Raw genomic sequence first — 807 nt, 5'->3', positions numbered from 1 at the left:
TTGGCTCTATTTCATTAACATGGTGGCTCTCATTCATTAACCTAGCGGCTCTGCCGCGCCGAAATATTCAATTTCATAAGGCTTTGTTTTGTTCATTGGCTCCTCCCTTATGGTTGACCACTGTTCAAAAACTGGATAACACAACCCCTTCGCTCCACTTCCATTACGAAGTTTCATGACTACTACGGGTTGTTCCGTCCCTGCATGTCGCATCAGTACTTTTGTCCTTGCGGTTCTTCCGCTTGGAGGTTTCCCTTGGCATCGAAATGCAGGTTCCCACGTTCCTAACCGAAGCCTGTGCCACGTTCACGCCGCCTCCATGCCGGCCACCATCTGGACAGTAAGCAGGTTTCCTCCAGACTTATCCCGGGCTAACGACTCCCTCCCGGTTTTGATGGCATCCCTACGCTTTCGACACCTTATCAGCGGTTTACGGGTGTTCGTCTCCATTGGCACTCACCTGACGAGGTCTAGCCTCGCCTTTTCCGTAACGCTCACCACCATGACTTTTGACCACAGCAGCTTACGGTGGTTTGAAGCCTCCACCTGCATGGCGGCTCCGAGGGGCCCTCCCTCATCTTCGATTAAGCATAGCTACGGGCTGTTAACCAGCCCTGCGCCTTCGTGGCGCACGGTCATCGGCATAGCGGACAAGAGTTCCAACCTCCGCAAACTTCTTCTGCCAGATGGTGTCCAGATAGTTCAGGTAAATATTGGATAGTAACGGCGAAATGACTCCACCCTGCGGGCTGCCGAGCTCGGTTTCGTGAAACTGATCATCTTCCACGAACCCCGCTTTCAGCCATT

General features: G+C 52.8%; 1 pseudogene. It reads right to left on the bottom strand.

Annotated elements, in window-relative coordinates:
- Positions 1-634: 634 nt before the first annotated feature.
- Positions 635-807: pseudogene (locus ACFO8Q_RS11410) on the bottom strand (reverse transcriptase domain-containing protein); the annotation flags it as partial.

Origin of the sequence: Effusibacillus consociatus (assembly GCF_042652925.1) — a bacterium.
Lineage (GTDB): Bacteria > Bacillota > Bacilli > Tumebacillales > Effusibacillaceae > Effusibacillus > Effusibacillus consociatus.
The sequence above is the reverse complement of the archived record's forward strand: the minus strand, read 5'-3'. Positions and strand labels throughout refer to the sequence as shown.